Origin of the sequence: Sulfitobacter sp. SK012 (assembly GCF_003352085.1) — a bacterium.
In the GTDB taxonomy this organism is placed as follows: domain Bacteria; phylum Pseudomonadota; class Alphaproteobacteria; order Rhodobacterales; family Rhodobacteraceae; genus Sulfitobacter.
This window is the reverse complement of the sequence record NZ_CP025804.1, coordinates 182,116-208,335: the sequence shown is the minus strand read 5'-3', so window position 1 is coordinate 208,335 and position 26,220 is coordinate 182,116. Positions and strand designations below refer to the sequence as shown.

The following is a 26,220-nucleotide window of genomic DNA, read 5'->3' as shown; positions in this document are numbered from 1 at the left end:
TTAGGCTAGGGCCACTTGCCGAAGAATTTCGTCGATGACCATATCTGGCGTCACCCCTTCGCCTTGCGCTTCGTAGGTGAGCCCTAAACGATGGCGGAAAACATCCGGCGCAATCGCACGTACATCCTGTGGGTCGACGTAATCCCGGCCCTTTAACCATGCGTGCGTGCGGGAGCATTTGTCTAACGCCAGCGATGCCCGCGGGCTTGCACCAATCTCAATCCAACGCTTCAGATCGGGCCCATAAGCCTCCGGAATACGCGTCGAATTCACAAGATCGGCCATGTAGCGCTCAATTGCATCTGACACGTGAATGGCGACAATTTCCCGACGCGCAGCAAAAACAGCTTCTTGGGGGATCGCATCGATCTTCTTTTTGGCCGATTTCTCGCCGGGTGCTAGGTTGGCTGCCGCTTCCTCTGCGCGCACCAGTCGGATGACCTTCACCTCATCCTCGACAGGCGGATAGGTGATCAATACATGCATCAAAAACCGGTCCATCTGTGCTTCGGGCAGCGGATAGGTCCCCTCTTGTTCAATCGGGTTTTGCGTGGCCATCACCATGAAAAGTGGTTCCATTTTATGCGTCTTGCCCGCGACGGTCACCTGTCGTTCTTCCATGGCCTCCAGCAAAGCAGATTGAACTTTTGCCGGTGCCCGGTTGATTTCATCCGCCAGAACGACATTTGCAAAAATTGGGCCTGGATCAAATCGGAATTCAGCACCCTCAGCCGTCTGATGGTACACTTCTGTTCCGGTAACGTCGGCTGGCAAAAGGTCAGGCGTAAACTGAATGCGGCTAAACTTGCATTCCAGGTTTTTGGCTAAGGATTTGATTGCGCGGGTTTTTGCAAGGCCAGGAAGCCCTTCCACCAGCAGGTTTCCGTTGGCGAGCAGACCAATTACCAATCGCTCGACAACGCGTTCTTGTCCGATAATCGAAGCTCTCATGCGTGCCATGAGATCCTCGATCAGTTGAGGTGCGACTGCTTTTTCATGAGTTGCCATTTATGATCCGCACTCCTGTTTCTTTGGTCTGTTTCACAGTGGTTTCGTCCATAGCTTGCCACCGTGATGCTTGGATTAAGAGGGTATCTAAAATTCAGGGCAGTACTTCGGGAAGGGGTTCACCCGTTGCGCCAGAAGGCGGCTTTGCGCCCATAAACGAAGCGATCGTAGGTGCAATATCCACCGTTGATATGCGTCTGCCAACGCGCTTGGGTTCAATCCCCGGTCCAACAAAAATGGCAGGCACAAAAGTGTCATAGGTCCAAGGCGACCCATGCGCCGATGCAACGGTTAGCCCATCGAAATCAGCCACAAACCAATGCGGTTCAAAAACGACGTAAATGTCACCTGACCGGTCAGCGTTAAAATTCGCCATCACCGCATCACTAATCTTGTTTTGTGCAAATGCACCAGTTCTGAGAGACGAACTGCCGATTGCCATTCGGATGCCCGGCAAGAGCTGCAGCTGTTCAGCCACGGCAAACTCTACTTCAACCGGGTCAAGTCCAGCGTCCGCGATCACCTGTTGATTGAGGTAGACGTAGGGGTTGGAGAAATTAAGGATCAAATCCGCTGCGATGTTGAACTGATCCTTCAACGCGGCAAACCCTGCCTGCGTATCAACATCTGCGAAATCGAATGTATCAGCCTGAATACCGAGGGTCTTGAGATATCCAGGTGCTTCGGGGCTCCCGTGATCGGCAGACAGAACGATCAGCGTATGCTCGAGCCCAACAGTTTCATCCACAAACGCCAAGAAACCAGCAAGTTCAGTATCCAATCTCTTGAGGTTGTCTTCCGCCTCAAGACTGGAGGGCCCAAAGATGTGCCCCACGTAGTCGGTGGATGACAAGCTAACGGACATATAATCAGGAACGTCGTCTTGGCCGACGCCTTCTTCCACCATCAAGGTTTCTGCAAAATCCAGAGTGATTGCATCGCCCGCCGGGCTAAGTGTCAAAAAGGTGGTGTAATATGGGTTATCTGTTTCGCCCCAATTATGCGGAAAAGTGCGTCCCCAACCGGGCAAGTCGGTTTCCCAAGCTTGGTCATCGCTGTCTGCAAAGAGATAATCCGCAGTTGGCCGCAGCAAAGTCCATTCTTTGTTTTCAAAAGAAGTGACCATGCCTTTGTCCTGCCAGGCACCCATCCAAGCAGGGTAGTCATCGCGGTAAAATGAGCTGGTGACAAAACGTCCTTCAGCTTTTGAGAACCAATAAGCCTGCCCCGCGTGTCCGGCCATCGCAATGGCACCGCGGTCCTTAACTGAAACGCCAAAAACCTTTGATGCAGGTCCGAAGTGCATGGCAATCTCGTCACCTATCGTTGACGTCATGATGTTTCGAGGGGAGCGGCCATCGGTGGTCGCCGCGCGCTGCGTCGGATCGATTTCTGCGTTGGCATCGACGCCCGCCGCCCCAACCAAGGGGAAATCAGCATCCTGAACATTGTAATATTGTGTGCCTGCTTTGCGATCGAACCAAAGGTTGGCGATCATCCCATGCACGGCCGGGTCAGCCCCTGTTGCCAACGTGGTGTGGCCCACGATTGTCTCTGTATTGGCATGCCTATGATGAGCGTTGGTAAACACCGCGCCATTTTTCAGCAAATAATTGAAGCCGTCATCGGTCATACCCGCGCTAAAGCGGTCAATCAGGTCACCCCGAAGTTGGTCAACAGTAATCTGGAGGACCATCCTTGGTTTTTCTTGCGCCTGAGCTGGGACGCAAAATGCGCCCGTCAGTAGTGCCGCAGAGAGAAATCGAAATGACATAACAAAAAGCTCTCAATTCAAATACCCCGCCCCCTAAGATGAAGGGGGCGGGACATGTTTCCATCGGTTTACTTCGAGCCAGCGGTCGACAAGATCTTGTCCTTGGCGTCGCCGATCGTGAAGCTACCCGGCTTCTGACGTGGCGGGTATTCACCAAAGGTCTCAAGGAACTTGCCTACATAATCTGCCGCTGGAAGCAGGAGGTATGCACGGTCGATGTACCAATCCCAATAAGTGTTGGATGTGATATTGGCCCGTTCATACGGGTCACGACGCAAGTTAAAGAGCAGCGGGATACGAAGCTCGGTCCATGGTTCGGCCCAAGCGCGCAGCGTTTGTGGGTAACGGTGCTCTAGGAAGATCGCCTTCCAGTCCTGATAACGAAGTGCAGTCAAATCACCATCATCCGAGAAGTAGAAAATCTCATCACGTGGTGATGTTTCCTCTTCGCCCGTCAGATAGGCCAGCGAGTTATAGCCATCCAGGTGCACTTTGTAGTCACGTCCGCCGCCTACTTCGGCCACGGTGATACCTTCCAAGAGCTGTTCTTTGATGTCAGGTACGCCTGCCATCGCAGCGAAAGTCGGCAACCAGTCCATATGGTGCATGATCTCGTTTGAGATGGAACCTGGTTTGATTTTTCCAGGCCAACGGATCATCGCTGGCACGCGCCAGCCACCTTCCCAGTTGGTGTTCTTTTCACCACGGAACGGTGTCATTGCCGCATCTGGCCACGTGTTCATGTGCGGACCGTTGTCCGTTGAATAGAAGACGACCGTGTTGTCTGCGATGCCCAGTTCATCAAGAACGGCGAGGAATTGACCGATGTGCATATCATGCTCAACCATCCCATCGCTATACTCGTCCTGACCGGAAATGCCGCGTAGCTCATCCTTGACGTGCGTGCGGAAGTGCATGCGTGTGCCGCTCCACCAGCAGAACCACTGAACGCCTTCTTCATTCTTGCGTTTGATGAAGTCGATCGCCGCTGCGGTAGTTTCGTCATCAACCGTTTCCATGCGCTTTTTGGTGAGCGGGCCGGTGTCTTCGATTGTGCCGTCTGCCGAAGACTTGATCACACCACGTGGACCAAAGCGTTCGCGGAACGCAGGGTCTTGTGGGTAGTCTTCGTTCTCAGGCTCTTCTTCGGCATTCAGGTGATAAAGGTTGCCAAAAAACTCATCGAAACCATGGTTTGTTGGAAGCATTTCATCTTTGTCGCCAAGGTGGTTCTTGCCGAACTGACCGGTCGCATAGCCCTGGCTTTTCAAAATACCAGCAATGGTTGGATCTTCAACTTGCATGCCTTCGGAAGCGCCCGGCATACCAACCTTGGAAAGGCCCGTACGGAACACAGACTGACCTGTGATGAAGGAAGACCGGCCCGCGGTGCACGACTGCTCGCCGTAGTAATCGGTGAACATCATACCTTCGGTGGCAACACGGTCGATATTTGGCGTTTGGTAGCCCATCAAGCCTCTTGTGTAGGCTGAGATGTTGGACTGGCCGATATCATCACCCCAGATCACTAGGATGTTCGGCTTATCGCCTGATGCTGTTTGTGCAACAGCCTCTTTGGCAACACCGGTGACGGTGCCTGCCGCAGCTACGACAGCAGCACCCGACATCAGCATCTGCCGACGGCTTATGCCTGTCTTTTCAATTGGGTTATCACTCATATTACAAATTCTCCTGAGTTAGTGACTTAGTTCGTTCTATGCACCGGAATCCGATGTGGCTCATGCCGCTGTCAATCATCTGCGCATGCCGTGCCGCTGGCCGATACCGTCGACAGTAGCTCGGCGCACAAAGAAAGGAACCGCCCTTCACGACTTTCCTTGGAATCTTGATGTTCGGCTGTTGCGGATCATAACTTTCACTCACGGACGGTCCGCGTGGGTTATCCAAAGTGCAGCATGAAGTTGTTTCTTTTTCGGAATGGTGGCTCACAAACCAATCGGTCGTCCACTGCCACACATTCCCGGCCATGTCGTAAAGCCCATACCCATTAGAGGGATAGGATCCGACGGGAGCCGTCCGAGCGAGTTTCTTTTTGGCTTTGTTCCGCCACGGAAAATCGCCCTGCCAAGTCTTGGCCATGATTTTACCGCGCGGTTTGAAATCATCCCCCCAGACATAGGGTTTGCCATCCAAACCGCCGCGCGCGGCGTATTCCCATTCCGCTTCAGTGGGCAGCTCCTTGCCCACCCAAGTCGCATAGGCTTGGGCATCTTCAAAAGCGATCTGAACGACAGGATGATCAAGACGACCGTCAATTCCGCTGTTCAAACCTTCGGGTCGGTGCCAGCACGCACCCGGCACATACGACCACCAATTCGATACATCGCGCAAATCAACCGGGCCGGCGGTCATGTTGAAAACCAAAGATCCCGGGACCAATAACAACGGATCTGCGCCGGGAAAATCTGCGGGATTCAAGGGGCGCTCTGCGACGGTTACGTATCCGGTCGCCTCTACAAATACGCTAAACTGCGCGTTGGTCACAGTCGTCGCATCCATCCAGAAACCGGCCACCGTCACCTTATGAACTGGCGCTTCGTCAGCATAGTGCTCGGTCGATCCCATATGGAAGTGACCGGGCTCAACCCAGTTCATATCTTGATGAGGTTTGCAGAGCTTATTCATCGTCCTCACGCACTTGTTTACGGAACTCAATTTTGAAGTCTTACTCATTGGAATGCAAGGCGGGGAACGCACGCCTGCGTTGAACTTCATTGAAATTAGAAATTAAAAAATACTTGAATCAATGGTTAAGAATGGCGCAGCCTTCGATCCCCCATTGCACGGAGTCTGCTTTATTGATCATAGGACGCTGCGCAGGCAACGGTCTAACCTCGCGCGCATATCACTGCACTAACATCAGACACTTACCTAACTAACAGCAAAGCATGACATGGGATTTACTCTAGCCTTTTCCCCCTCAATGAAGATGGCCTGCCGTCCCGGCAGTATTCTATCGGGCGCCTAGCTGAATAGCCGCCGTCATTACTGCTCCAATACTTGTTCTTTGTTTCTGTGACGGCTTCCACCTGAAATGAAAACTGAATGAAATAGCGGCCCCGCAACTATCAGTTTATCACCGCGCACACGAATCGTCTGACTGTGCCGACCGGGTTTCTATTTGAACATTTCACTGCGCATTGCCTCTGAAAACCGAGGAGCCGCCGCTGAGGTTTATACCCATTGCACAAGCCCGTTTCTGTCCGCCTTTGCAAGCGCTCTTAGGGGGTGACGACGATGCTCAGATCTTGCATGGGTTCGATTCAACCGCTTCAGAGTGGCCTTTTTCCAGTGACCCGATCACTCGCCCATATGTTACGGCCCCTAGATCACCCACCCAGAAAGAACCTGCCGAAGTGTCTTCAGTCCGCCCATTGAGCGGTTTTCCGAAGACGATATGCACTGAGATACAAGCGCGCCCCACATGATACACACCAGCAGTTCTGCCGCACTGTCGGTGTCAATTTCATCTGAAAGAGTTCCTAATCTTTGGTCGCGCTCAAGCACCGCTTGGGTCTTTGTAACCAGCATCGCGCGGTAGGCCCGCACAATCTCGATGTGGCTTTGCTCAAGTGTGGCGCTTTGCGTGGCAGCTCCGACCATTAGGCAACCAACGGGCCAACCAGAAACTTCATCGGTTTGCTCCATCAGCGCTTCAAAAACACCCAACAAAGCCTCGGCGCTCTTATCACGCGTCATTTCTTCAAAAAGCTGTTCGATCATCGCGTGGTACTGCTGCAGAGCCTGAGCAAACATATCAGACTTATTGCCAAACGCATTATACAAGCTGGTCCTAACCAGCGACGTTGCGGCCTCAAGCTGGCTTAGGTTTGTCGCCTCGTATCCACGCTCCCAAAACACCTGCACAATCGCATTTCGTACTTTTTCGTCATCAAATCCCCTAGTTCGTGACATTTTGTACCGCTCCAAACAAAATTATTGCATTTTGACCTATCTTACTAGATATCCATTTGTACTGGCCGATACAATATCGAGTCCGTAGATATATTTAAGGTAGAACAATGACAGCAGAATTGACCTCACTTTTCGCGTTTTGCGCAACTCTCCTAGCCATCATCTTGGCTCAGGCTATGGTTTTGGCCAAGACTAATGGCATGGCCTATGTGATGGGGAATCGAGACACATCGCCCACAGCACAGAGCGCCCTTGGTGGTCGGCTGGCGCGCGTTTTGGGCAATAGCATCGAGGCCGCCGTCATCTTTGCTCCGTTTGTTTTGATCGCCGCTCAACTGGGGATTTCCAACTCCATGACGCAGTGGAGCGCCGTCATTTTTATCATCGCAAGAATAGCCTATGCCGTCATCTATGCAGCAGGGATCAACGGATTGCGGACGCTTGTTTGGAATGTCGGATTTATCTGCCTTGTCATCTTTGGTCTTGGCATTTTGTTCGGCTAATAGCGGAGCGATGACAGCGTTTCAGCAACTCTTGTTTAGCAAAAGCCGGCCTTGCGATCTAAAAATGTAAGGCCGGTCAAACGCCGCTTTGGCTTCCAGGTACGCTGCGTATCTATCTTTGGTCGAATAGTCATAACTTGGCAGTTTCGACAGCAATAAGATGATTGTCCCAGAGCAGGTCTTGCTGTGCCCTCAAAGGCTTCGTGCGGTTCCCAATTTTCTGGAGGACACCCAAACCGGAAGTAATAACAAAACCATCCTCATTCGGCGCGACCCCACTTACGTCCACCAAGTGATGTGAATGGCTGAAACCTCCCGTTTCGGCGTTGAACATATGCACAGATCCGCCACGCGGCGACGTCGCCGCGACAGTTTTGTCATCTGCCTTGAACGCAATGCTACCCACATACCCCTGCATCGATCGGACCTGTTCCTGCGGCGCTTGCAGGATGCGGACTGATTGCCCCATTCGGTGTGTTCCAACCAGCCCAATGACATCAGTGTCCCCCTGCCATTGCATCCCAAAGGCGACCATTCCCTTTGCAGATACCGCCAGATGGCGGATCGAGTTCTTTTGCAGATCAGGAGCAAGTTCGGCGGTCTCAATCACCACGCCTGCATCAACATAAGTAAGGTTTGGCCTCATCGTCGCAATGTTGAGCTTGGTGCGGCCGCTATCTGGGTGCGTGTCGATCCCACCATTGGCGATAACCAGCGTATCCGTGCCCGGCAGGCGCTTGATATCATGTGGTCCGATACCACCGCTTGGAAATTCCGCCGATCGAACATAACCAGCCGCCACATCCCAAACGCCGATACATCCCTGCCCTGCCTCATAGTCGTTCTCTGTCGTAAACAGCCAATTGCCGTCTTCTGAAAACGCGCCGTGTCCATAAAAATGGCGACCGAGTGGAGCCATCAATCGCGCCGTTTCTGTTTGGGTTGTGCAATCAATCACGACGGCAAACGTACCTGGTCTACGGGCAAAGGCGACGACCTCCGGCTTACTGGGGTGCGCAGCCGCGGCATGGCCTCGATCTGGCAAAGGGATCTGGAACAGCACGGTCAAATCCGCCGCAATGCCGCACAGTAAATAAGATCCATCCTGCGTCGCTGCCGCAGACAAATAAGCGGGCGATCCAGCATCTGCCCATGTGGGGTGCGGGATCAAACTTGCTGCGGCCAGTCCCGCAAGGAAACCCCGCCTGTTTGGGATCGAAGCGGTCACAACTAGTCTCCGTCCAGCGCGTTAAAGCCAGCGGCCACCCCAAGTTTCGGACCAAGCCTATCTTGGATGATAGTGCGAGCGGTGTTGATTGACTGCTGAACAACCTCGATTTTCAGGCGACCTTGCGGCTGGACAACACTCGCAAAGATCGGGTCGTCTAAATCTGCCAATTGCTGCTGGGCGCGACCAAAGGCACCGTTCAAATCAGAAACCAATTCGGCATCATCGCCCGCCAACCGAACCGCAAGATCGCGGGTCACGGCAAGGCTCAGGGAAACATGATGCGCCGATTGCCCGGAACGCCAAGCTTCGGCACGAGTGGGCCGCGGTTTTTCGAAGGTTCCCATAGGCCGCCCAAGCCGGCTCTCTGCGGTGAACTCTAGCCCGGTCGACGTCGCTTTTAAGAGCTCCTGAAGCACTTCTTCGTCCGACCGATATGTGCCCTCAATTGAAGGATTCAACAGCCGTTCGGCGTAGTCGCCCGGCCAGCCATCCCATATATCCGATGTCATATCAGCAGTGTCTGCTGCAATTGTTTGGAGTAAGCGGCAGCGATAGGCATCGCCTCCCGCAGTGCTGAGCGCCTCATCGAAAAGCAAGAACTCCAACGCATAAAAACCCCGCGCGGCGATGGACATATCAGCATAATCCTCAACACCCAGTCCTATCGGGTCTTGATCCATGATCAGCTTGCCCAGCGCTCTTGGGGTTTTGCCTCGGCTGTCCGGCCAAAAGGCGAGGGCAAAGCCACGGTCCTCAATCTCTGTTGGTCCAAACCGCAAATGACTGACCGACACCCAAGCGTCGAATGCACTCAAAAATGCCACCCTCAGTGGATCTGATCCCGGTGAACAGTCCGCCTGCGCAGCTTCTGCCAATGTTGCAGATTGCTGTGCAAGCGCCTCAAATCGGGGCAAAATATGCGCTGTGACGATTTCATCAATGACTGGATCGTTGCCATCCGCCAACACAGTGACAGGACACAGCGCTAGAGCGAGCGGCATTAAGAAACGTTTCATAGACTCTCCAAAAACGAGATAATGGCGTCACGGTCTTCGGTGCTCATCTCGATGACCGCATCGCGTTGATCTTGCGCCTCACCGCCGTGCCACATCACCGCCTCCAGCAAGGATCGCGCGCGACCGTCATGCAAGAAGTAAGTGTGTCCACTCACCTGCTCGGTCAGGCCGATACCCCAGAGCGGTGGCGTGCGCCATTCCTGACCCGTTGCGCGTGCTTCTGGCCGGTTGTCCGCCAAACCGGGGCCCATGTCATGGAGTAACATGTCTGTGTAGGGCCAGATCAATTGAAAACTCTGCTCAGGTTGATTTTCTAATCGGTGCGTTACAAAGCTTGGCTTGTGGCAAGCGGTGCAGCCCGTATCATAAAACAACTCCTTGCCGCGCAGCACCTGAGCATCACCCACGTTTCGACGGGCAGGAACGCCAAGGTTGCGGCTATAGAATGTCACCAGCTCCAGACCCAATGCATCAATCTCAGTTCCACGATCGTCGCCATCACCGTGAATGGCAGTCTGGCAATCAGTTTGCAGATCCGTGCACTCTCCGGCCCCCGCGGTAAAGATCGGGCTGGAAATACCGATGTCCCCAAGAAACGCAGACGCGCTCTGTTCTTGAACCGTAGGACTGCCGGCCTTTAACCCAAAACGCCCCAACATCGGCTGATCATGCACTGCTGACCACACAATATTTGCACGGCCAGATATCCCATCGCCATCCGCATCTTCGGGGTCCGTTCCAGCAAGAATATCCGCGGCGGGTATCGCCTCCAATAGCCCCATGCCGATCATCTGCGGTGCAACGCGCGGGCTTAACATCGCGTCAGGGTGCAGCGGTCCATAGCCAAGGTTTCCCGCGGCATAGGTCGGGTGGCGCAGGGATACTGTTTGTCCCTCAGCAAGGGTAAGGATCTCTTCTTCATAGGTAATCTCAAGCGCGTATTCAGCGACGTACCCCTGAATCGCAAAATCTTGCAGCTGACTGCCATAATTCGGCTCTGGCAGAGTTGCCAGGTAACCTTCAATCTCAGCTACTGCATCCTCAGGATTTCCTGGAATGGACACGCGCAAAAACATCGATATTGAATTGTCGTCCGGCCCCTCAGGCGGATGCCCCCGCCCATCTTTGATGTGACATCGCTGACAAGACCGCGCATTGTAAAGCGGACCCAACCCATCGGACGCAAGTGTCGAGGACGGCGACGACACCCAAAGCTTGCGAAAAAGCCCGTTGCCGACTTTGAAGTCCAGCTCATCCTCAAAACTGATGTTGTCGGAGGGTTGCGAAAAGGCGTCTGCGGATTTCAACACCCGAACAGTTGCGGCCCCGGCGGAGCGTTCTTCAAAACGTGATGGCTTGGAAAAATCAGTCGCTAGCGCCGTTGCACCAGCAATTCGCGCAGCTTCGGCGACCGTTCTAGGAACGACGTTCAAATGCAGGTCGCCTAGAATAACACCGCCACCGTCGGCGAAAGCGGCGGATCCCAAAAGGGCCGCCGCGAGGATGAATTTACTCGGCTTCATCCATTTTCGTTGCATTGAGCAGGGCATACTTTTCATCACCTAGTTTCGCCACAAGGTCGAGCTGCGTTTCAAGGAAGTCGATATGCCCCTCCTCATCCGTGATCAGTTCCTCGAAGATGTTCTTGGTCACGAAATCACCGACAGCTTCGCAATGTTTGCGCGCTTCGAGATACAAATCGCGCGCATCGTGCTCTGATGCCAAGTCGCATTCCAGCGTCTCTTTTGGTGTCTGGCCAATCCGGAGTGGGTCCAGTTTTTGCAGGTTTGGATGGCCTCCCAGAAACAGGATGCGGGTGATAATCTTGTCCGCATGGTTCATTTCTTCGATGCTTTCTTCGCGGGATTTTTTGGCCATGTGGCCAAGACCCCAGTCTTCTTGCATCCGGTAGTGCAGCCAATACTGGCTAACTGCCGTCAATTCGCTGCGCAGCGCGTCGTTGAGGTACTCGATAACTTTCTTGTCGCCGTTCATGTTGGTTTTCCTGTGTTGCTGCGGATCTTAGATTTCGCAGGTGCATGGGGACTTCCAGATTGTTGTTTGATCGCATGGTAGACAGAAACAGCGACATGCAGCCGCCGCAATCTGCCGCTTTACCCAGTGCGCGATAAACTTTGCCTGGGGTGATGATGGCCATGTCATCCGATGCCCGCATCCAATCAATGGCTGCGTTGATGTCGTGATCGCTGATGTTTTGACAATGACAAACTATCATTGGGTTCAACCTTTTGCATTGACCATGATGACAAGACCTTTGATTTACTGAAACACAGCTTCGGGATCATCGAGGCTGTCTGATCCTTCAATCGCAACCTGATCAAGGCCAAGCGCAGTGACGACACGCTCGATGCTGCGGGTCTGGTCAATCAGACCGTTAACACCGCCCATGACCAATGCTTCGCCCGCTTCATTGCCACGTTCCAGCATCTGGTCATAAGCAAAGCCTGCCTCAGCTGCCGTCTTGATCCGGCCCAGCGCCATCATTGTCGCACTCAGCTTAAGCTGCATTTCTGCATCAAGGGCTTCATCGGTGCTGCTCACCAGATCAGCCAAGGATGGTCCGGAAACGATGGTACCGTCAGCACGGACATATTCTCCCAGATAGACATTCTGCACACCCAAACCATCGTAGAAGTGGCTGTTGTGGGTGTTGTCAGAAAAGCAATCATGCTCCTCTTCGGGATCGTTCAACATCAAGCCAAGGCGCATGCGTTCGCCCGCCGTTTCGCCGTAAGATAGCGATCCCATGCCCGTCAGAATGGCTGCAAGTCCAGCATCCGGATTTGAAACAACTTCCGCGCGCGCGGCACCATCGTCAGCCCATTGTGCAGTCATCCATTCAAGGTCAGAAACCAACAAATCTGTTGCGGCTTTCAGATATTCACCACGGCGGTCACAATTGTCATTCGTGCAGGCATCATCCACCGCATAATCTGTCCAAGCGCGATTTCCTGCGCCGTCACCATGGCCATTCAAGTCCTGACCCCAAAGCAAGAATTCGATGGCGTGATATCCAGTCGCCACGTTGGATTCGACGCCATCCGCTTCATGCAATGTCTCCGACAAAAGCGCCGGTGTAATTGCGGTTGCGTCTATCTCACTGCCCGACAGTGTGAACATTGGGTTTGCCACGATGTTCAGCGCAGCAAATGCGTTCTCGTCAGACGGACCGCCGTAGGACGCATCGACATAATCGATCAACCCTTCATCCAGTGGCCATGCGTTCACTTTACCTTCCCAATCATCGACGATTGCGTTCCCAAAACGATAAACTTCCGTCTGCTGGTAAGGCACTCTTGCTGCCAACCATGCCTCTTTTGCGGCCTGAAGCGCTTCGGCAGATGGGTTTGCAATCAAAGCATCGACCGAATTTTGCAAGGCCTGCGCCGTGATCAGGCTATCCTCATATTTGGCAGCCGCAATATCGGCATAGGTCTCTACAACATCCGCCTTTTCGAGAGCAAATGCAGGTGTGGCGAGCGCCACGAACAGTGCGGTAGAGGATAAAATCGTGCGTTTCATAGAAGGTCCTGTCAGTGAATTGTTGTCGTTTGTGATGAGGTTATGGGCTCGGTGCCCATCAGGTCTTTGGGAGCGCAAAGGTTCATTCTTCTAAGCGCGAGGCCAAAATTTGCCGCCAGTTCGGTGATCAGCGGGGCCACGTCTGGGCGGACCAAGAGCGTGGCTATCAACATGGCATCATTTCGATTTCCGTCTGTTGCCGCCGAAATGAAGTTGGCAAAACAGGCTTCATCCGCACCAAGGCATTTGCAGTTCACGGTATGACGCATCAAGGGCCTGCGGCCGTATTGCGCGCACAGCCTGCAAAGCTCTTCAAAGGCATTGATCGCTCTTTCGCCCTGACTGGCACCCAAGCTGGATACAAAGTCCTTCAAAACATCAGTCTGGCTATTGGGGCCGTTGCACCAAAGCCGTAGATAGATGACGGATGCCGCTTCTATACTACCTAGTTCGGTAATGAACCCGACAGGCGTGCCGCCACGTTGGCATTCTGCGCTCGTCATTTGGTCAAGATCAATTTGCCAGCCCGCGTGATCCGCAGGGTGTAGGTTTGTGTGCCCAGAACAATCTGAGCCTGATCGCCATTCTTGGTCAGATCCTCGGCAGCGTATGTCGGCAAACTGGTACTGATAGGTGCTGAAATTTCTTTGACAGAGTGAAAGGACATCAACCTTGCTCCCTTTCACTTCGATTATGCTGCTCATATCGGTCGATGATCCATTCCATACTGAAACCATCCGTGGCTCCGCCGAAGTTCAGCGCATCAGCAAGTTCTGATCTGTCTGGCCGAAGTTTGCAGCGGTCACTTGTCAGGTCTTTCAACAATTCAATTTTATCTCGCATCTGGCCCGTCCTCTCATCAACGAATGTCGGGCTTCCCTTCGTTGTCAGAAGGGTGGCTAGATGTGAATTCAAATCTGAGTAATTTAGTATGGTAAGTCAACCCGACTTTTTTAGTCGGGATTAAATTTCTACTGCTGGAGCGATAAATTGTACAAATTTTCAACACAATTCGGCGAGCCCCAAGCTTCGCAATTGTGGCCGCGCAGAGCATAAAAATATCATGATTTAGGTGTCAGAGACGCTTCCGAATGCGATAGCGGCGCTCGTTCGACAATATTTTGGTTTTGTGTGCTTTGCCTAAGCAACGTACGCGCGGATATCGCAAAGCACGTGCCAGCTCGTGAAACCACGCATGAGAATCATCTCTTTGCCTCAGCCCGAACGTGCTGCACCCTGCCCTGCGGCACGCCCAAATACCGCGCCAGAAGTAAGGCCTGACCCCCCCGGATAGCCGCCAAAGAACACCCCACCCACGATCTCTCCACAGGCATAAAGTCCATCGATTTTCGCGCCCTCTGTGGACAAAACGGACCCATCTTCATCAACCTTCAGACCTCCGTAAGTAAAGGTTATGCCCCCCGTTACCGGAAAAGCGCGGTACGGCGCTTGATCAATCCGCTGCGCCCAGTTCGATTTTGGCAACGCGATCCCTTGCGTGCCTTTGCCATCAAGCGCTGTTGGGTCAAATTCGACATCCTGCATCACCGCATCATTGAACTGCGCTAGTGTAACGCCAGCTGCCTTGGCAACGACGCCTTGCATCAAATCAGCCAATTCCTCCAACGTCTCCGCCTCGACAAAATGCGCGTCATGAAAGCTGTACTCTCCGTAGAGAAGATCAAACACTTTGCTGTCGAACACCTGCCACGCGAAATGGCCCGGTTGTTCCAGCACCGCGCGGCCAAACTGGGCGTAAGTGTAGTTGCGGAAATTTGCACCCTCGTCGACAAACCGCTCGCCTTCAGCGTTCAACATCACACCAAGGAAGTAGCTGATTTTGCGGTAGTTCTTGCGCTCGCCCGGAGGCAGATGCAGTCCACCGAAATCGGCCATGTGGAGGTCCATCGGCGTTGCATGGCAGCCCGAATAGAGACCGTATTCCATCGCCCCTGCGGCCAGCGCCATCTGCAAACCGTCACCCGTGTTATGCGGCGTACCCCGCACCTTAGCGTGCGCCCAATCAGGTCCAATGTATTTCACGCGCATCTCTTCGCTAGCCTCAAATCCACCGGATGCGAGGATCACTGCATCCGCCATGATCTGTTCATCGCCAATCATAACGCCTGTCACATTGCCATTTTCGTGAGCCAACCCAGTCACACCAGCTTCGTAGCGAATACGGCCACCCAGTCGCTCAAACGCAGCAAGCTCCATCTCAAACAGCCCCACGCCCTCATCCAAGGCAGCGAGCGTTAGGCCACCCCAGAACACGTGCTTGCCGTCTTTTTCAAAACTCTGACGGCTGTAGATCGGCTCGAATGTCACGCCCTGCTGCGCCAGCCAACGCATGACATCGCCCGATTGCTCGATTAATTTGACCTGCTCTTCTGACAGGTCGCGTCCTTCGTTGAACCCTAACAAATCTTCGCCAAATTTCTGCGCCGTGTAACTGCCAAAATCCGTATCAGGCAGCCGGGCATCATCAGGGTCACGCAACAGCGGCATGAGCGCGGCACCGTCATCATAGGCAAACCGCATCGCACCAGCGGTGTATTTGGTGTTGCCCCCGGCAAGGGCCTCGTCTGCTTTTTCCAGCATCAGCACGTCTGCCCCGCCTTCTAACGCTGCGATGCCAGCGCACATAGCTGCATTACCTGATCCGACAATGATGACCTTATTTGACATGGGCGTTCTCCTTGATGTACATGCTATGTATCCAACTGGATACAATAAAGGAAGTGATAATTTGACCAGCGATACGCAAGACATGTCGCAAGGGGACATCGCATACGCGCGACTTCTATCCTCGATCCGCGACGGCGTGTTTCGACCCGGCGACCGCCTGCGCGAGGTCGAGATTTCCGAACAACTGTCGTTTTCCCGCACCCCTATCCGCGAGGCCCTACGCAAGCTTGAGGCAGATGGTATCGTCGAGCATCGTCCCCGTATCGGAGCAGTGATCCGTACACTGTCCCAAGGCGAAGTTGTCGAGTTATACGAGATGCGCGTGGTCCTTGAACGCACCGCCGCAGAAATGGCCGCCAAGCATGCCACGGACGCCGAGACCGACGAATTGGAGAATATCAACACGACCTTTGGGGCCGCCAAAGCTCCAAATCTTGCCGCTACGATCAACCAGAAATTTCACCGTGGTATCTACCTCGCGACGCGCAACCGCTTCTTGGTGGAGTCAGCCCGCGGACTGAACAACGCACTTCTGTTGCTGGGCCCCACCACCATGACCGATGATGCGCGCATTCAAATTGTCACCCAGCAGCACCGCGACATTATCGATGCGATCCGCGCCGGCGATATAGAGGCCGCGGGGGCCAGCGCAGAAGCCCATCTTCAAACCTCGCTCCGCCACCGGCTTAAGATCATGCGCGGATGATCCGGGTCGCAATAACCTTTGCCATCGCACTTGGCGGTGTTGGGGCCTTCAGATTAGTTGACCTGCCTCTGCCCTGGCTTTTGGGTCCTGTCGTTGCCTGCCTAATCGCCGCGCTCTTGGGTGTGCCAATGCGCGGCATCAAGAAATTAAACGAAACGATGCGGACCATTTTGGGCGTCGCCGTCGGCGCGACATTTACCTCTGCATTGCTGATCTCGATGGCTGGTATGTGGCCAACGCTCCTGTTGATCCCACTGATGACGCTGTGCATTGGACTGTTGGGTGTGCCCTATTTTCAGCGCGTTTGGGGGTATGACTTTCCGACCAGCTACTACGCGGCGATGCCCGGCGGGCTCCAAGACATGATCGTCTTCGGACAAGAAGCCGGGGCAAATGTGCGCACGCTATCGCTGATCCATGTGACCCGTGTGCTGGTCATTGTGATCGCCCTACCGTTTCTACTTCACTGGATCTGGGACGCAGATCTCAGCACGCCACCCGGAGCCCCCGCTGCCGACATCCCAATACGCGAGATGCTGGTGATGGTCGTCTGTGCTATCGGCGGTTGGCAGATTGCCAAGCGTTTGGGCATGTTTGGCGCTTCGATCCTAGGGCCCTTGATCCTTGCCGCGATTGCTGCGCTTACCGGCGTTCTGCATTACCGCCCCCCGGCCGAAGCGATCTGGGCCGCCCAGTTCTTCATCGGGATGGGCGTTGGTGTGCAATATGTCGGGATCACCATGGAGGAAATCCGACGCGATCTGGTTGCCGGCGCAGGTTTTTGCGGCATCCTCATCGTGCTTACGCTGATCTTTGTCGAAGGCATTTACGTCGCAGGGCTCGCGCCTCAGATGGAAACACTGCTGGCCTTCGCCCCTGGCGGTCAGGCCGAATTGACGGTGCTTGCCTTGGTGGTCGGTGCCGACATGGCCTTTGTAATTGCACATCATGTCTTGCGCATATTCTTGGTAATTTTAGGAGCCCCGATCTTTGCTCGGCTATTTAGGCAGGGTTGATCACATGGATCGGGTTGCCTTGCGCGTAGGCATTCACCTGATCAAAGATATCGCCGAACTGCAGGTCAAATTCATCTTCTGTCACATATCCAATATGCGGCGTGGCCAGCACATTGGGATGGGTCGCAAGGATGTTGCCACAGTCCACCATCGGCTCATGATCAAAAACATCGACGGTTGCATGAATGCGACCCTGTCCAATTTCGGCCTCTAGCACGCCAGGTTCGATCAACCCTGACCGCGAGGTGTTCACCAGCAAGCTAAGCGGCTGCATCCCAGCCAAATCATGCGCGGTAATAATGCCTCGCGTCTCGGGCTTAAGGCGCACATGCAGACTGACAATATCGCTTGTTTCAAAGAACGCAGCTCGGCTCTCAGCAACGTTTACGCCGTCTGCCAATGCCCGCGCACGCCCTGCCTCTGAGGACCACCACTGCACCTTCATCCCCAACGCTTCAGCGTAACCTGCAACCGCCCCAGCGATCCGGCCATATCCATAAAGACCAAGCGTCCGGCCGCGCAATGTACGACCTACACCCATCTGCCATGTGCCTGCTGCCAATGATGCAGCCTGCTGAGGGATCTGGCGATAGCTGGCTAGCATCAGCCCGAGCGTCATTTCAGCCGCCGCATAGGACGGCACCCCGCCGTGCATATTTGAACACAGCATCACCCCGTTGGCCGTACAGGCATCCACGTCGATATGCGGATAGACGCTGCGCTGCGAAATCAATTTGAGGTTAGGCAAGCGCCTCAACAACGCTGGGCCGACTTTTGTGCGTTCGCGAAACAGCACCAAACATTCCGCCTCTGCGATCCGCTTGGCCAGTTTTTCGGGGTTGGGTTCATGGTCGGTCCAAACGGTAACGTCGTGGCCCGCCAACTTCTCAAAGCACCGAAGGCCGCGCAGCGTATCGAACCAATCGTCCAGAATATGTACCTTCAACGACTTTCAATCCCCGCCACTTGAGTTGGGCTGCGCGGTGTAGGAACAAACACAGCCGTGTCCAAATTTCGCAAAGCCGCACTAACTTTCTGACGCTCGCCGAGCAGGTGATTGAATTGAGCATCGCAGCCAGATATCGGCGTTGGATAATTCCGGATTTCGTCTTGCAACAAACGGCTAGCACGCATCAAAGCGGTACGGGCAACGGCAATTCGCTTTTCAAAAGACTCTATCATGGTGTCCCCTTAGATTTGGTCAATGATGCATTTTGTATACCACGGTATACTGAAATTTCAAAGTCCATCCAATACCCGCTTGGAGATCATCAATTCACCGCGCGCCAGAAGCCGTGCCGTGCGAACCAAGCCCGCCGATTTTAGCGTGATCTCGCCAGCATCTACGGCGTAGTCCACCAAGACATCAATCGATCCGGAAGCGTGTTCCAGCGTAATCGTCGCAGGTGATGTCGTCGGTAGCGTGGTCATTCCGTCAGCCACACTGCCTGGCGTCAGGACACAGGACGCCAGACATTGGGCACCCGTCACTGCCATAGAAGGATGCGCGACCCACGGCATGAAGTAGCGGGTTGCGATGGTCCCGCCCTGCACTGCCGGTGCCAACAACCCAAACTTTGGTGTAACCGAAGTAGGCACATCTTTGATCCCCATCGCAGCACCAGCCTTGATCCGAATGGCTTCCATCCGAGCAAAGAAATCACGGTTTTCGTTCAACTCATCTGCCGTCTCGTACCCCGTCAGGCCAAATTCCGCGGCCCGCGCAATAACCATCGGCATCGCCACATCCATGCAGGTCACATTGATACCGTCGAAGATGTCGATCAAATTGCCCGTTGGCAAAAACGCCCCCGTGGCACCGCCAACTGTGTCCATAAATTGCAAGGAGACCGGGGCCGCTGTACCAGGCACACCATCGATTTGCGCGTCGCCATCATAGCGCACTTTGCCATCTTCAATCTGCACCGTCGCGACAACCCGCGCGCCTGTGTTCACCGCTCGGATATTCACAGTCGCTGTATTGCCAACAACCGGGATAAGCCCCATCTCAATCGCAGCAGGACCTACGCCACTTAGGATGTTGCCACAGGTGGGTTTGTAATCGACCTTGCCGTCCCCAACGCTGACCTGCGCAAAGAAGTAATCGACATCCGCCCAATCATCTTTGGAGGGCGACAGTATCGCCACCTTGGTTGTCACCGCATTGCCACCACCGATCCCGTCGATATTGAGCGGATGACCCGAGCCTAAAGCAGCAACTAGAACCCGGCTCATTGCGCCTCGATCCGAAGGCAAATCCTTGGCTTGGAGGTAGGGACCACGCGACGTACCACCGCGAATGAACAAGAAGGGGAGTGCAATCTGGGTCATTTCAGCGGCCACGGCATATCAGTGACAGTTTGCAACAATCCAGAGGGGAAGTCCCGATTTAGAAGCGACGCCATCCCACACACAAAGGCAATGCCGCAGGCCGTGTAGATCGCCGCGTAAGCAGGCCCCTTACCCGCACGCAGCATCATGAACGCAAAGAGGAAGATCGCCAGCGCAATGATAAATCCAAAGATCGCAGTTAGCCCCAGAAGCCCAGCAAACCAAGCAAGCGTCGGCCAGAGACCGTAAACATTGACCTCGCTATCTGCCGCTTCACCGTCCGAGAACAAGGGATGCGTTTCTGGCTTGAGCATCATCTGGATGAACAAAATCACTCCGCCAGTGATGCCCACCAGCCCGACGAAAGCCGGGAACACCCGATCAGCCGAAGAATGGTCCGGGATCAACATCGCATTCCAGTATGAAACTACAATGTAGGACAACAGGACCAGTAAGAACACAAGCGGCGCACGCTTAGTGCCCGACTTCACATCCCCTTCCGCCATGATGTTTTTGGCCTGCCGCAAACCCACCACAACAGAGATCACGGTGATGATGATCAACACGATCACGATCGGGCTAAAGACATATTCCAGCCCTTCGTCAAACCCACGGCGAAAACGCGACCGCGCGATTTGTACCGCCTGATTGGCGTAAGTTTCTGCCGGATCAGACAGCACAAAGCCAATCAGAAATGCGGGACGCGACCAGTCAAACCGACGCATCATGATGCCCAAAAAACCGATTGCAAAAAGCGCGACGAGGTCCATCAGATCCTGATTAGATTGAAACGCTGCAAAGCTAATGATCATGAACAAAAACGGCGCAAGCAGCGCAAAGCGGATCGACGTAAGCCGTGCAATCCCGCCCGAGGCCGCAATACAAATCAGCGTACCCACAACATTGGCGAGCGCCAGCAACCAGACAATCGCATAGGTGAAATCAAGATTGTTCTTGAGCATGGACGGTCCGACCTCAATCGAGCCTGTGCCCAGCAGCGCCACTGCTGAAATAAAGATGGCCATCGAACCTGAACCGGGAATACCGAACAGAAGCGTTGGCACCAGCCCGCCGCCCTCCTTGGCATTGTTGGAACTTTCTGGCCCGATCACACCACGCACGTCGCCACTGCCAAATCCGCTCTTGTCCTTGGCGGTCTGCACGGTGTGGCCGTAGGCAATCCAATCCACGACTGATCCGCCCAAACCGGGGATCACGCCAACCGTCACACCGATCAAAGAACAGCGCACCGACAGCCAGACATTCGCCCACCAGTCACGCACACCCTCCATCCAACCGCCGCCCAATTGGGCGCGGTCTGAAATCGCTTTGTCCTGTCGAAGCAATGCGACAATCTCGGGAATGGCAAAGATGCCCAGACCCACAATCACCAGCTTCAGCCCGTCCGTCAGATACGGCAAATCATAGCTCGACATCCGCAGGGCACCTGCAGATGCCCCCTCTCCGATGGTGCCAACCAACAGACCTAAACAGGCCGCGACGATCCCCTTGATCGCCACGCGCCCTGCCAAAATACCGACCATCGAGAGGCCAAAAATGGTGATCATCAAAAGCTCTGGCGTCTGAAACAACAACACCACAGGCCGCGCCACCAGAATAAATACTGTCAGGAATGCGGCCCCGACCAATCCACCAAAAAGCGACGAGGCAAAGGCTGCGGACAATGCGCGTGCCGCCTGGCCCTTTTTAGCCATGGGAAACCCGTCAAGCACGGTCGCTTGACTGGCCGATGAACCCGGAATCCCCATCAGCACGGAGGCAAAAGTATCCGATGTCGGCACCACCGCGACCATACCAACCATCAATGCCAAACCCGTCAGCGGTTCCATGCCAAACATGAAGGGCAACAACAGCGAAAGCCCGGCAATGCCACCCAATCCCGGAAAAACGCCGATGGCCAAGCCCATACAAACGCCAGCTATCAAATAGCCAATCACATGAACCTGCAAGATCATCCCAAACGCATCAGAAAGTGCGGGCAAAGCTGTCGCTAGAAAATCCATGTCGGCCTCTATCTATTAAGGTCTAGAGAAAGAAAAACCCCCGACCTTTTCAGGCCGGGGGTTTGGTCAGTGGCTTAGTTCAGCGTCACGCCGTAGCGCTCGCCCAACCAGTTCACGACAAAAGCTTTTGCTTCTGCGGGTACCTTGGTGGCGCTTTCCAGAGCCGTCTGCGCCGCGTCACCGGTCATCTGTGGATAGATGCCCAAACGCCCTTCGGAGATTTCCTTGAAATCGGGACGCGCTTTGATGTCCTCGAAGGCCTTTGTGTAGGTCACAATCGCGTCTGCGGAAGCGCCAGCAGGCAAGAACACCATCTTTTGCGCAGGGAAGCCCGCGACAAAGAACGCTTTCCACGCATCCCACTGCTCGCCAGAGGTCTCGCAACCATCCGTTGCTTCACAGACTTCCTTGAAAGTCGGCATGTCTGGGAATGTAGGATCGCGTACAATATTGCCATCGCCATCTAACGCACCAAAGCTGAACCAAGCTGTCGCCGTGCCCGCTTCGACCAGTGGTGTCACACCTTTGAGGTAGCTCGAAGACGTCTGATAATCGATATTGGCTTCGCCGCGTTCAAACATCAGACGGCCATCACCGCGGCCTTTGATGCCAAACACTGGCTCAACATTTAGACCCAGCATTTCCCAAGCCAAAAGAGGCACCAAGTCAAGGCGCGTGGCGCCCTGGCTGCCATAGATGAAGTCTTCGCCGGCAAGGGCCGCGGCACCGCCGTCTGCCAACTTGGTCGCCAACTCTGGTGGCAGATAAGAAACGCCACCTGTGCCGGAGGCCAGTACGACATTCCAATCACCATATTCATATTTCACCCGCGGATCACCCAACAGATAGGGGAACTGCGTAGAGCCTGACGATCCGAAGATGGTCGTACCATCCTCATACTCTTGGGCTTGAAAGAAATTTGCGCCCTTGGTCGAACCGGCACCCGGCATGAACTTAACGACGACCGTTGGCTGACCCGGCAGCGCTTCTGACAAAAGTGGCGCATAGAAGTTGGCCCATTTGGCCGATCCGCCAGTTTCGGAGAATGGGATAATCCATTCGACGGTCTTGCCCGCCAGATCAATGCCGTGTCCGCCTGCGGTGGCGGAAGTTGCAAGACCCGCTGCCAGACCGACGGCCACAGCTCCGCTGATATATTTGATAGTCATGGTTTTCCTCCCTTAGGTGGCACCCTCTTCAAGAGGCTGCCCAAACGACAAGGCGAGTCTATATGCCCGCTTGATGTTGCTAACATCTAACGTCAAACTTGCATGAACCTTGCACTTCAAAAAGTTGAACAACCCCATGCGGATCGTCATCGTAGAAGACAATATCAGCGTGGCGCGCGGCATCGCCTATGTGTTGCGTGACAGCGGCCATGCCGTGGATCTTTTGCATGACGGGCAAGAGGCAGATGTGTTTTTACGAGGCGACGGCGGCGATGTGATCGTGCTTGATATCAACCTGCCAGGCCTTAGCGGCATCGATGTGTTGCGCGGTTTGCGCCAACGTGGCGACACCCGACCTGTCTTGCTGTTAACCGCGCGCAGCAGCACCGGCGAGCGTATCCAAGGGCTTGATGCGGGGGCAGATGACTACCTCATCAAACCCTTCGAGATGGCCGAGCTTGAGGCACGCATTCGTGCCCTTGCCCGACGCCGCGATGTGCCCGTGTTACAACCAATGGCCATCGGCGCGTTGCAATTTGATCCCCAAACCCGGCAAGTCACCGGCCCCGACGGTCCAATTGAGCTGCCGCGTAAAGAGCTGTCCGTATTCGAAGCGATGATCCTGTTGCGTGGGCGCACGGTGTCAAAATCCAGCCTTCTCGACAGTGTCTACGGCACGGGTGCAGATGTGGATGCCCAGGTGGTCGAAGTCTACGTCTCGCGATTGCGCAAGCGCCTCAAGCCCCATGGTGTCGAAATCCGCGTACAACGTGGGCTGGGCTATGTGATGCAAAGCGCAAAAGAATGAGATGGCCGCTGCCCCCCGGCCCACTGTCGTTGCGCATGCGACTCACGCTCATCATTTTGATACCCCTTTTATGCATCGCCGTTGTGATCGGGGCATGGGCATTGAACGACGCGCAATCACGGGCCAGCGACCGCTTTGACCGCTCGCTCCTTTCAGCAGCCCTCGCCATCTCTCGCGACGTGGCCGTCTCAGGTGGAGATGCACTTAGCCCAGAGACCAATACCCTCCTGCGCGACACGTCTGGCGGCCCTGTCTTTTATCACGTGTACGCGCCAGACGGCGTGTTCATCACAGGGTACGCCACGCCCCCAGTACCCCCATCCGGCGCGTTCGTTCAGGGCGATCAACAGACCTATTTCGAAGCCACATATCAAGACAACCCGGTCAGGGTATTGCGGTTTCAAGACGCCATGCAAATCGAAGGCGTCAGTGGACAATTCAACTTCACCGTCTGGCAAGACACCCGCCTGCGCACTGCGATTGTTCGCGATTTGTCGCGCCGCACCTTCAGTGTCACGGCGCCCCTGATCATCGCCCTCGCATTGATCGTTTGGTTTGGTGTGCGCCTTGGCCTCAGCCCTTTGATCGACTTGCAGGCCGCAATTGCGCAACGCTCCTCCGATGAGCTGACACCGATCCGCCGCGCCGTTCCCCAAGAAGTCCGTGGGATTACCCGCACGCTCAATGCTCTGCTTGGACAGGTCGAAACCACGCTAAAAGCCAAGGATGATTTTATCTCGGACGCGGCTCACCAGTTGCGCAATCCCATCGCCGGGATCCTCGCCATGTCAGAGGCCGTGCAATCCGCGCGCACCGCCAAAGATGCCCGTGAGCGTAGCGCTGATTTGCTCACAGCCGCGCGTCAAGCATCTGATCTTGCAAATCAATTATTGACCCACGAACGCGCCAAAGGATCAAATCTCGAGGACAGCTTTGCCCTTCTTGATATCAACGCCATGATGACCAGTCTGATTGAGCGTCGCCGCAAAGTTTGCATTGCTGCAGGTGTGGCGCTCTCCTTCTCTGCAGCGCCCGGCACGCCGTATCTTCTCGGGGATGAACTGCTACTGAGCGAGGCAATCTTGAACCTAATCGACAACACACTGGCCCACGCGACCCCAACTGCAACTGAAATTCACGCCAGCGTTGTTGTCAGCACGCATACCCTTGCGCTGAGCGTTTCGGACAACGGGCCCGGCATCCCCGTCGAACAGATCATCCGCGCAACGGAGCGCTTTGTGCAACTTGAAGGGGGGCATGGCAGCGGCCTTGGCCTCGCCATTGTCAAAGCCGTCGCGCAGGCGCATCACGGCACCCTTACTTTAGAAAATGACGCGGACCGCTTTGTCGCGCGCCTTGTCCTGCCTTACGCGTGATAGCTGTCGATGAGGGCAACTTCATCTTTTGATCCCAAAATCACGGGCACCCGTTGGTGATGCCCTTCTGGCTGCACCTCCATGATCCGCGCCCGCCCTGTCGAAGCAGCGCCGCCCGCTTGCTCAATGATCATGCCCATCGGATTGGCCTCATACATCAGCCGCAGCTTGCCGCCCGTTGACGCATTGCCACTGTCCATAGGATACAAAAACACGCCACCTCGGGTCAGGATACGGTGTACATCTGCCACCATCGACGCCGTCCAGCGCATGTTAAACGTCCGTCCGCGGACGCCGTTTTTACCCGCAACACACTCATCAATATAACGTCGAACCGGGGCCTCCCAAAGCTCTGCGCGCGATGTGTTGATTGCGTATTCCGACGTCGTTGCGGGTACTGTCATGTCGGGCTGCGTGAGCAAGAATTCCCCAGTGCCTAGGTCTTGGGTAAAGCCATGCACCCCGTGCCCCAGCGTAAGAACAAGCCCGGTCGACGGCCCGTAAATCGCATATCCGGCACAGACCTGTTCCGTACCTTTTCGCAACACCGCCTCGGGGCTAGGTGTTACTGCCTCTGCTAGCTGAACGATCGAAAAGATCGAACCGACGCTTAGGTTTACATCTACGTTCGACGATCCATCCAAGGGATCAAAATAGACCAGATAATCCCCGGCTTCCGGCTTCTCTTTCAACCAATGAACATCATCGACTTCCTCGGAAACAAGTGCGGCGACCCGCCCTGAATTGGCGCAGTGGCGCATGAATTCTTCATCTGCGATTACATCTAGCTTCTTTTGCGTTTCGCCTTGAATATTGGTGCTTTCACTTGATCCCAACACGTTTGCAAAGGCCCCGTTTCGGATATGATCCGACACCAACCGGCACGCCGTCACGATATCCTCAAGTAAAAACGCGAGGTCGCCGGCGACCGGCTTTCCCCCGTCTGCCTGCATCAGGAACTGTCGAAAGGTCATCTGCGAATTTGGCATTAGGGTCGTCCTCTTGGGAATGAATTGGCGCGACTATAGAACGCCACCAGCCGCGGCGCACCTGCGAATCTGCGCGCCACTACAAACCCCAGTCTAAGCTTG

The 26,220-nt window shown here is 54.7% G+C and carries 26 protein-coding genes; 5 read left to right on the top strand and 21 right to left on the bottom strand.

The annotated features are described in order from the left end of the window. From C1J03_RS00995 to C1J03_RS00975, 5 genes are all read right to left on the bottom strand, one after another. Nucleotides 1-960 (bottom strand): AAA family ATPase, encoded by a 960-nt coding sequence (locus tag C1J03_RS00995; protein ID WP_254694152.1) that lies wholly within the window; start codon nucleotides 958-960, stop codon nucleotides 1-3. 142 nt (nucleotides 961-1,102) lie between these two features. After that, nucleotides 1,103-2,782 carry an alkaline phosphatase family protein gene (locus tag C1J03_RS00990; protein WP_114882814.1) on the bottom strand — a complete coding sequence of 560 codons (1,680 nt, stop codon included), beginning with the start codon at nucleotides 2,780-2,782 and terminating at the stop codon, nucleotides 1,103-1,105. A gap of 68 nt (nucleotides 2,783-2,850) precedes the next feature. Beyond that, nucleotides 2,851-4,461 carry an arylsulfatase gene (locus C1J03_RS00985; protein WP_254694151.1) on the bottom strand — a complete coding sequence of 537 codons (1,611 nt, stop codon included), beginning with the start codon at nucleotides 4,459-4,461 and terminating at the stop codon, nucleotides 2,851-2,853. Between the two features lies 1 nt (nucleotide 4,462). Continuing rightward, nucleotides 4,463-5,428, bottom strand: coding sequence for a formylglycine-generating enzyme family protein (locus tag C1J03_RS00980; protein WP_254694150.1), 966 nt, complete (start codon nucleotides 5,426-5,428; stop codon nucleotides 4,463-4,465). Nucleotides 5,429-6,127: 699 nt separating this feature from the next. Then, nucleotides 6,128-6,718 carry a TetR/AcrR family transcriptional regulator gene (locus tag C1J03_RS00975; RefSeq protein ID WP_114882810.1) on the bottom strand — a complete coding sequence of 197 codons (591 nt, stop codon included), beginning with the start codon at nucleotides 6,716-6,718 and terminating at the stop codon, nucleotides 6,128-6,130. Nucleotides 6,719-6,825: 107 nt separating this feature from the next. On the opposite strand from C1J03_RS00975, the gene C1J03_RS00970 reads away from it, so the two are divergent. Continuing rightward, complete coding sequence (locus C1J03_RS00970; protein WP_114882808.1) at nucleotides 6,826-7,221, top strand: MAPEG family protein; 396 nt, start codon at nucleotides 6,826-6,828, stop codon at nucleotides 7,219-7,221. 130 nt (nucleotides 7,222-7,351) lie between these two features. On the opposite strand, the gene C1J03_RS00965 is transcribed toward C1J03_RS00970, so the two are convergent. The 10 genes from C1J03_RS00965 to tcuA form a co-directional block, all read right to left on the bottom strand. Then, nucleotides 7,352-8,449: a DUF1513 domain-containing protein gene (locus C1J03_RS00965; RefSeq protein WP_254694149.1), complete on the bottom strand. Its 1,098-nt coding sequence runs from the start codon at nucleotides 8,447-8,449 to the stop codon at nucleotides 7,352-7,354. Nucleotides 8,450-8,451: 2 nt separating this feature from the next. Continuing rightward, a complete protein-coding gene (locus C1J03_RS00960; RefSeq protein ID WP_114882806.1) occupies nucleotides 8,452-9,468 on the bottom strand; it encodes an imelysin family protein in 1,017 nt (338 codons plus the stop codon). Beyond that, nucleotides 9,465-10,991 carry a di-heme oxidoreductase family protein gene (locus C1J03_RS00955; protein WP_114882803.1) on the bottom strand — a complete coding sequence of 509 codons (1,527 nt, stop codon included), beginning with the start codon at nucleotides 10,989-10,991 and terminating at the stop codon, nucleotides 9,465-9,467. Before C1J03_RS00955 ends, C1J03_RS00960 begins: the two co-directional genes overlap by 4 nt. Next, nucleotides 10,978-11,463, bottom strand: a complete 486-nt coding sequence (gene bfr, locus C1J03_RS00950; protein ID WP_114882801.1) for a bacterioferritin — start codon at nucleotides 11,461-11,463, stop codon at nucleotides 10,978-10,980. The genes C1J03_RS00955 and bfr overlap by 14 nt, the downstream gene beginning before the upstream one ends. Beyond that, nucleotides 11,396-11,704 carry a (2Fe-2S)-binding protein gene (locus C1J03_RS00945; protein WP_114882799.1) on the bottom strand — a complete coding sequence of 103 codons (309 nt, stop codon included), beginning with the start codon at nucleotides 11,702-11,704 and terminating at the stop codon, nucleotides 11,396-11,398. Before C1J03_RS00945 ends, bfr begins: the two co-directional genes overlap by 68 nt. A gap of 44 nt (nucleotides 11,705-11,748) precedes the next feature. Beyond that, on the bottom strand, nucleotides 11,749-13,011 hold the full coding sequence (locus C1J03_RS00940) for an imelysin family protein (protein WP_114882797.1): 1,263 nt from the start codon (nucleotides 13,009-13,011) through the stop codon (nucleotides 11,749-11,751). A gap of 11 nt (nucleotides 13,012-13,022) precedes the next feature. Further along, complete coding sequence (locus tag C1J03_RS00935; RefSeq protein ID WP_114882795.1) at nucleotides 13,023-13,514, bottom strand: hypothetical protein; 492 nt, start codon at nucleotides 13,512-13,514, stop codon at nucleotides 13,023-13,025. Continuing rightward, nucleotides 13,511-13,678 carry a hemin uptake protein HemP gene (gene hemP, locus C1J03_RS00930; RefSeq protein ID WP_114882793.1) on the bottom strand — a complete coding sequence of 56 codons (168 nt, stop codon included), beginning with the start codon at nucleotides 13,676-13,678 and terminating at the stop codon, nucleotides 13,511-13,513. Before hemP ends, C1J03_RS00935 begins: the two co-directional genes overlap by 4 nt. After that, nucleotides 13,678-13,854, bottom strand: a complete 177-nt coding sequence (locus C1J03_RS25195; RefSeq protein ID WP_162798422.1) for a hypothetical protein — start codon at nucleotides 13,852-13,854, stop codon at nucleotides 13,678-13,680. Before C1J03_RS25195 ends, hemP begins: the two co-directional genes overlap by 1 nt. A 372-nt stretch (nucleotides 13,855-14,226) precedes the next feature. Beyond that, the gene (gene tcuA / locus C1J03_RS00925; RefSeq protein ID WP_114882791.1) at nucleotides 14,227-15,699 is read right to left on the bottom strand and encodes an FAD-dependent tricarballylate dehydrogenase TcuA; all 1,473 of its coding nucleotides are present in this window, start codon (nucleotides 15,697-15,699) and stop codon (nucleotides 14,227-14,229) included. Nucleotides 15,700-15,760: 61 nt separating this feature from the next. Between tcuA and C1J03_RS00920 the strand changes: the two genes are divergently transcribed. Next, nucleotides 15,761-16,405, top strand: a complete 645-nt coding sequence (locus C1J03_RS00920; RefSeq protein WP_254694148.1) for a GntR family transcriptional regulator — start codon at nucleotides 15,761-15,763, stop codon at nucleotides 16,403-16,405. After that, nucleotides 16,402-17,421 (top strand): AbrB family transcriptional regulator, encoded by a 1,020-nt coding sequence (locus C1J03_RS00915; RefSeq protein ID WP_114882789.1) that lies wholly within the window; start codon nucleotides 16,402-16,404, stop codon nucleotides 17,419-17,421. The genes C1J03_RS00920 and C1J03_RS00915 overlap by 4 nt, the downstream gene beginning before the upstream one ends. Here the strand turns inward: C1J03_RS00915 and C1J03_RS00910 are convergent. From C1J03_RS00910 to C1J03_RS00890, 5 genes are all read right to left on the bottom strand, one after another. Continuing rightward, complete coding sequence (locus C1J03_RS00910; RefSeq protein ID WP_114882787.1) at nucleotides 17,408-18,367, bottom strand: D-2-hydroxyacid dehydrogenase family protein; 960 nt, start codon at nucleotides 18,365-18,367, stop codon at nucleotides 17,408-17,410. The two genes, C1J03_RS00915 and C1J03_RS00910, sit on opposite strands and share 14 nt — an antisense overlap. After that, complete coding sequence (locus tag C1J03_RS00905; protein ID WP_114882785.1) at nucleotides 18,364-18,603, bottom strand: hypothetical protein; 240 nt, start codon at nucleotides 18,601-18,603, stop codon at nucleotides 18,364-18,366. The genes C1J03_RS00910 and C1J03_RS00905 overlap by 4 nt, the downstream gene beginning before the upstream one ends. A gap of 57 nt (nucleotides 18,604-18,660) precedes the next feature. Continuing rightward, nucleotides 18,661-19,752 carry a 4-oxalomesaconate tautomerase gene (locus C1J03_RS00900; RefSeq protein ID WP_114888780.1) on the bottom strand — a complete coding sequence of 364 codons (1,092 nt, stop codon included), beginning with the start codon at nucleotides 19,750-19,752 and terminating at the stop codon, nucleotides 18,661-18,663. Continuing rightward, on the bottom strand, nucleotides 19,749-21,776 hold the full coding sequence (locus tag C1J03_RS00895; protein WP_114882783.1) for a tripartite tricarboxylate transporter permease: 2,028 nt from the start codon (nucleotides 21,774-21,776) through the stop codon (nucleotides 19,749-19,751). The genes C1J03_RS00900 and C1J03_RS00895 overlap by 4 nt, the downstream gene beginning before the upstream one ends. A gap of 74 nt (nucleotides 21,777-21,850) precedes the next feature. After that, entirely contained in the window at nucleotides 21,851-22,945 is a 1,095-nt protein-coding gene (locus C1J03_RS00890; RefSeq protein WP_114882781.1) for a tricarboxylate transporter, read from the bottom strand. 136 nt (nucleotides 22,946-23,081) lie between these two features. Between C1J03_RS00890 and C1J03_RS00885 the strand changes: the two genes are divergently transcribed. Continuing rightward, nucleotides 23,082-23,753, top strand: a complete 672-nt coding sequence (locus C1J03_RS00885) for a response regulator transcription factor (protein ID WP_114882779.1) — start codon at nucleotides 23,082-23,084, stop codon at nucleotides 23,751-23,753. Further along, complete coding sequence (locus C1J03_RS00880) at nucleotides 23,750-25,129, top strand: sensor histidine kinase (protein WP_114882777.1); 1,380 nt, start codon at nucleotides 23,750-23,752, stop codon at nucleotides 25,127-25,129. The genes C1J03_RS00885 and C1J03_RS00880 overlap by 4 nt, the downstream gene beginning before the upstream one ends. On the opposite strand, the gene C1J03_RS00875 is transcribed toward C1J03_RS00880, so the two are convergent. Continuing rightward, on the bottom strand, nucleotides 25,120-26,118 hold the full coding sequence (locus C1J03_RS00875; protein ID WP_114882775.1) for a class 1 fructose-bisphosphatase: 999 nt from the start codon (nucleotides 26,116-26,118) through the stop codon (nucleotides 25,120-25,122). The two genes, C1J03_RS00880 and C1J03_RS00875, sit on opposite strands and share 10 nt — an antisense overlap. Nucleotides 26,119-26,220 lie beyond the last annotated feature (102 nt).